We start from the raw sequence: 5180 nt of genomic DNA on the forward strand, positions 1-5180 counted from the left end.
CCACTATTATCACCTGATGAGGGATGAATCGTATTGCTGTTGTACTTGTAAGTGCCGTTGCCCTGTATCCCTATATTGCCATCACCATGAATATACACAGCTCTTCTATTGTCACGCCCTGGTGTCCTAAGCCACCACCACCAGATTGCGCCATCTAAGGTCGATCTTCGCCTATGGTTATTTGGATCTATACGCTGAAACCAATACCTCTGCTTTGGACTTCTACTTTCGAGTATTTTACGGCTATCACCAAAATACTTGCAAACGGCTTCTTCGAGACTTAATAAAAAAATGTAATCCAAAGTATCCTCTCCTCCATTAGAGCCGTACCAAGTGTTATCATGGTTTTTGTTACGAACAAGAAGTATTCGAGACTGTTCCTCTGGGGAAAATTGGATGTAAAAATCCTTGTTAAGATACTTTCTTAGCGCGCATTCTGCCCAGGTACAATCACCAGCAATATTATTATAGGGTTGCTGACCTATCATTTCTTCTGAAATTATCAGTGCAGCATTGTCCTGAATATCAATAATTCGCCAAAGATAACCGCCAAAATTAAGTGTAGAACCTATATTCTGCGTCTTCATTACGTACTTTCAACACCCTTCCACATTTTTATGACCCTAACTTTATGTCAATTAAGGTCTTAATATCTATTAAATAAGCGTCACTTGTGACCTCTATCCTAATTGACCTTCCTTCAACATAAGGCTTTGCATCCTTAATAAGCATAAGTATTTCCCCTGTTAAAGGACTCTCTAATGCTCTTTCGACAGCTTTTTCGCCTAAAACGATTTGAACGATGAAATAGCCGCCTTGAGGGAACATATAAAGAATTGTTCTTTTCTTTTGTTTGAGTAAAAGTGTCCAGCCTGACGCCTTACCATAATGTTTCCATTCTTCTGCAACAAGTCCGGTTGTCGAGCTTACATACCTTTTAATTTCTGACCATAAAGTGCTCTTATCCCCCAGCACATCCACCAAATCATCTTGGAGGGGCTTTGCCGCTTTATCCTCAAATATACTAAGTGCCATAATCCAGCTCCTTCCCATCACAATAAAACTAGGTATAGAAAGCCTTTAAAATCGCTCAACTTCCCCTTCGAGCTTTATTGTTCATTTTGAAAGTCTACACGATTTTACGAAAAAGATAATACTCTACCTTCTCCTTATAGTTAGGGCCTTTCATTTTATCCTTAACCTTTTCTAAATCTATGGCTTTGCCGCTTTTCATTTTAAAATATACGTCAAGCTTATCTTGAAGAATTTCAACTTCATTCTCATTTTCAAGCACAACGCCTATAAAGTCATAATCAGGATCATGATATGCCAATGTAGCATCGCCATGACTATCGTTTGCCAATAACAAGCCATTTCTCCGTAAATAGGCCTTGCAGTAATATGAAATAAAACCGGAGTACAAGGAAATCATTAAGTCATAATGGCATTTTTCTGCCATTAGGGGTTTGGTGAAATCCGAAGCCTCGAACTTAAAGACAAGATCATCAGAGTAGCTTTTGTTTACCTCAAGATAAGCCTTAATTTCATCATGATTTTTGAAAAATGCATTGGCTTTCTTATCACTGTCAATGTAATACATTTCTGAGATGAATAAGGAAGGGGTGATATGGACATATGAGCCGGGATATATGCCTGATTGTATTTGATACTTATTGGCGAGGGCACGAAAAACGGACATGCCTGCTCCCCTTAAACTTATGTAATCTAAATATAGATCGATATTTGCCTTAACCATATTGTTTGCTCCTTATCTAATACACCTCATCGCTTGTCAAATTGCCTTACAAGGTTTAACAAGGCCACTTCTTGGTCAGCCGTCAGTAAGAGGGTATATTTTTTGGATTGGGATATCCTATTAACATCAAATTGCTCCACATCAATCCGACTTCGGTCACTTAAACGTCCATCCTGATCTGGATTTAGGATTATGCGATAGCTATTTTTTACAGTGCCATCATCTGAATCGCCATCTAAGAGAAATATTTCATAGTCAACATATAATCTGCTATAGGTATTATGAAAAGGCTGCTTGATATAGAATTGATCTGCAACGATTCTATTTATCTTATCAACAAATATGTAATCTTCAACAATTATGTCTTTTGATATATTCTCGGAATGATCTGTTATCACGACTTTGACGTCAATTGCATTTATAGGTTCAATCCTTGATATAAACATCAGACAAAGCAAGATGACTACAATTACGGGTACTACGAGATATATTTTTTTCATTCGCCCCCCTATCTTATACAATTATTTGAGTGAACTCCATTTCGCCCTCTATATCTGATCTAAGCTCATTTGGACACCAATTTAACTAAGGGCTTAAATTCATTCCCTTTTGAACTTCATTTAAAAGTGCTATCATCTGTCATGCTTATAACCTTTGACTTTATGCAGATGTCTGCCAGCAGATAAAACCCATAAAATGTTTTTACAAAGTAAGCGCTTAATAACCTAGCGGATTGTGAATCGTTAAAAATCTCTCCATAATGAGTAGTATAAAATGAAAATCCATAACTCTAAAAAAATATAGAGTTTTGGAGACTTTTACTACATCAGATTATGGAGGGAAATACAATGAGACAAAATAGACGTTCTCAAGAAGAACAACTTAATCTCATCACGGAGTGTAGAAGCAGTGGATTAACTGACAGAGAGTGGTGCGAAGGTAAAGGCATCCCACAAAGTACATTCTATGCATGGATTGGAAAGCTGAAGCGTGGTAATGTTGAGATTCCTAAAACAGATTTGTCATATCCAGTTCCACACAAGGCACAAGATGTTGTCAGATTGAACGTGCCATCTTCAATCGAAAAAATTATCCTTGATGAGCCAATCAGAATGGACTCTAAGCCAAGTAATAATGAAATGTCTACACTCATGATAGAAATCGAAGATGTTAAGATTCATGTCAAAAACGGGACAGATCCTCTGATGCTGGCGCAAACCCTTAAAATATTAAGAGGTCTCCTATGCTAGGTGATATTTCAGGAGTGGATTCAATCTATATCGTTTGCGGCCATACGGACATGCGCAAATCAATCGATGGACTCTGTGCCATTATTCAAACACAGCTTAGGATGGATCCTTACGACACATCACTTTACCTCTTTTGCGGAAAGAAACGAGATCGTATCAAAGCTTTGCTTTATGAAAAGGATGGTTTTGTTCTTCTCTATAAGCGATTGACTAGCTCAGGAAGCTATAAATGGCCGAGACATCAGCTTGAAGTTCGAAACCTAACTTGGCGAGAATTCTCCTGGTTACTTGATGGTCTTGAAATTGATCAACCCAAAGCGATAAAGCCGTCTCAAATCGGTGGATAACTTTATGAAAACTAGCTCAAATTGTGGATGTTTTTTTGCTCAACATGCACGTGAAATTATTGAAAAATCAAGCTTTTAGAGCGATTAATCAATAGAGATTTTCCATGGGATATGATATAATTATCATAGAAAATCCAGAGGGAAACGGTGGCGCTTGTGACTTCAAAAGATCTTCAAATCAGGGAACAAAAAGACCTCATATTGGAACAAAAACAGCTCATAAGTGCTCTCAACAATGCCCTTACGGTAAGCAATGCCCAAACTGAAGAACTTACTAAACAAGTAAAGCTTTTGAATGAGCAACTTGAGTATCTCAAGAAAAAGCTTTTTGGGACTTCTAGCGAACGCAGACACCTCATCAGCGAAGAACAGCTTAGTATCTTCAATGAAGTCGAGGCTGAATCCGATCTGAAAAGCCCAGTACCTGAAATTGAACAGACTGTTAAAAGTCATAATCGTAAGAAAAAGACAACTCTTGCTGAAAAAATCAAAGGAATTCCAGTTGAACAGATCATCTGTGATATTGAAAACGATAAAATATGTGAACTCTGTAGATCTGATCTTATGAAAATAGGACAGGAAATCGTACGCCGAGAGCTTGAATACATCCCTGCTAAAGTAAAGGTTCTTGAGTATGTCAGTCTTCACTATGCCTGTCCTGAATGCAAAGAGACCGAAGACCCATACTTTGAAAAAGCACCGGTTGTACCAGGGCTGCTAAAGCACAGTTTAGCATCGCCATCATCAGTTGCCTGGGTAATGTATCAGAAATATGCAAATGGACTTCCTCTATATCGCCAGGAAAAAGATTGGAAGCAGTATGGCATCTCTTTAAGTCGTGCGACCATGGCAAACTGGGTTATCTACTCAGCATCAACTTACTTAAAACCGCTTTATGACTATTTCCACAAGATCCTTTTGACGAGAGAGATACTAATGGCAGATGAAACAAGAGTTCAAGTTCTCAAAGAAGATGGCAGAAGTGCAGAAAGTGACTCTTTCATGTGGGTCTATCGAAGTGGCGAAGATGGACTTTCGCCAATTATCCTCTTTAATTATTCTCAGACTAGAGCTGGATATAACGCTTCAAACTTTCTCGGAGACTTTAAAGGATATCTCATGACAGATGGCTATTCAGGCTATAATCTCTTGACGGATGTCAAAAGATGCTGTTGTTGGGCACATGTCAGAAGATATTTCATAGATGCTGTACCTAAAGGCTCTGAGTATGATCTAAGCAGGCCTGAAGTTCAAGGTGTTGAGTTCTGCACAAGACTGTTTAAATATGAAGAACAGTTCAAAGAGAAACAATACACTATAAACCAGCGCAAAGATCAACGTCTAAAGAAAGAAAAACCAGTTCTGGATGCCTTTTGGAAATGGCTAGATCTACAGACGCCAGTGAGAAATAGTCGTTTTGACAAAGCTGTGCAGTATGCTCAAAATAGAAAGCCCTACCTCGAAACCTATCTCGAAGATGGCAGATGTAGTTTGTCGAATAATCTAACCGAAAATACGATTCGCCCCTTTACCATTGGTCGTAAAGGCTGGCTTTTTTGTGATACACCAAAAGGTGCTGAGGCAAGTGCAATTGTTTATAGTCTGGTTGAAATGGCAAAAGCGAATAATCTAAACATCTATAAATATCTGCATCATTTATTAACTGTTAGGCCAAGGACTTCGATGACAGATGCTGAGTTCGAGGAACTCATGCCTTGGAACGAAAATATTAAAACACTTTGCAGTGAATGATTAGAGTAAAAAACTCCAGAACTCCAACTTTAGTTGGAGTTTGATTATACATACGCTAGATTATTAATCGCTTAC

7 protein-coding genes are annotated in these 5180 nt (G+C 38.3%); 3 read left to right on the forward strand and 4 right to left on the reverse strand.

Features of this window, described 5'->3' with window-relative positions:
• The 4 genes from AC220I_RS17870 to AC220I_RS17885 all read right to left on the reverse strand — a co-directional run.
• Positions 1 to 587: DUF6273 domain-containing protein (locus AC220I_RS17870; RefSeq protein ID WP_486725226.1), on the reverse strand; the 587-nt coding region annotated here is incomplete at its 3' end.
• A 28-nt stretch (positions 588 to 615) separates the two neighbouring features.
• The gene (locus AC220I_RS17875) at positions 616 to 1035 is read right to left on the reverse strand and encodes a DUF3788 family protein (protein WP_486725227.1); all 420 of its coding nucleotides are present in this window, start codon (positions 1033 to 1035) and stop codon (positions 616 to 618) included.
• Between the two features lie 94 nt (positions 1036 to 1129).
• A complete protein-coding gene (locus tag AC220I_RS17880) occupies positions 1130 to 1699 on the reverse strand; it encodes a hypothetical protein (RefSeq protein ID WP_486725228.1) in 570 nt (189 codons plus the stop codon).
• An 83-nt stretch (positions 1700 to 1782) separates the two neighbouring features.
• Entirely contained in the window at positions 1783 to 2256 is a 474-nt protein-coding gene (locus AC220I_RS17885) for a hypothetical protein (RefSeq protein WP_486725229.1), read from the reverse strand.
• 348 nt (positions 2257 to 2604) lie between these two features.
• Between AC220I_RS17885 and tnpA the strand changes: the two genes are divergently transcribed.
• The 3 genes from tnpA to tnpC all read left to right on the forward strand — a co-directional run bounded on the left by tnpA (position 2605) and on the right by tnpC (position 5105).
• A complete protein-coding gene (gene tnpA, locus AC220I_RS17890) occupies positions 2605 to 3006 on the forward strand; it encodes an IS66 family insertion sequence element accessory protein TnpA (RefSeq protein ID WP_486725230.1) in 402 nt (133 codons plus the stop codon).
• Positions 3000 to 3353 carry an IS66 family insertion sequence element accessory protein TnpB gene (gene tnpB / locus AC220I_RS17895; protein WP_486725231.1) on the forward strand — a complete coding sequence of 118 codons (354 nt, stop codon included), beginning with the start codon at positions 3000 to 3002 and terminating at the stop codon, positions 3351 to 3353. Before tnpA ends, tnpB begins: the two co-directional genes overlap by 7 nt.
• A 156-nt stretch (positions 3354 to 3509) precedes the next feature.
• On the forward strand, positions 3510 to 5105 hold the full coding sequence (gene tnpC, locus AC220I_RS17900) for an IS66 family transposase (RefSeq protein ID WP_486725232.1): 1596 nt from the start codon (positions 3510 to 3512) through the stop codon (positions 5103 to 5105).
• The last annotated feature ends 75 nt before the right edge of the window (positions 5106 to 5180 follow it).

The organism is Fusibacter sp. (assembly GCF_057447755.1).

Bases quoted from the DNA above. Each gene is read 5' to 3' on its own strand.
- tnpA (WP_486725230.1), top strand. From the start codon at position 2,605: ATGAGACAAAATAGACGTTCTCAAGAAGAACAACTTAATCTCATCACG.
- AC220I_RS17880 (WP_486725228.1), bottom strand. From the start codon at position 1,699: ATGTCCGTTTTTCGTGCCCTCGCCAATAAGTATCAAATACAATCAGGC.
- AC220I_RS17875 (WP_486725227.1), bottom strand. From the start codon at position 1,035: ATGGCACTTAGTATATTTGAGGATAAAGCGGCAAAGCCCCTCCAAGAT.
- AC220I_RS17885 (WP_486725229.1), bottom strand. From the start codon at position 2,256: ATGAAAAAAATATATCTCGTAGTACCCGTAATTGTAGTCATCTTGCTT.
- tnpB (WP_486725231.1), top strand. From the start codon at position 3,000: ATGCTAGGTGATATTTCAGGAGTGGATTCAATCTATATCGTTTGCGGC.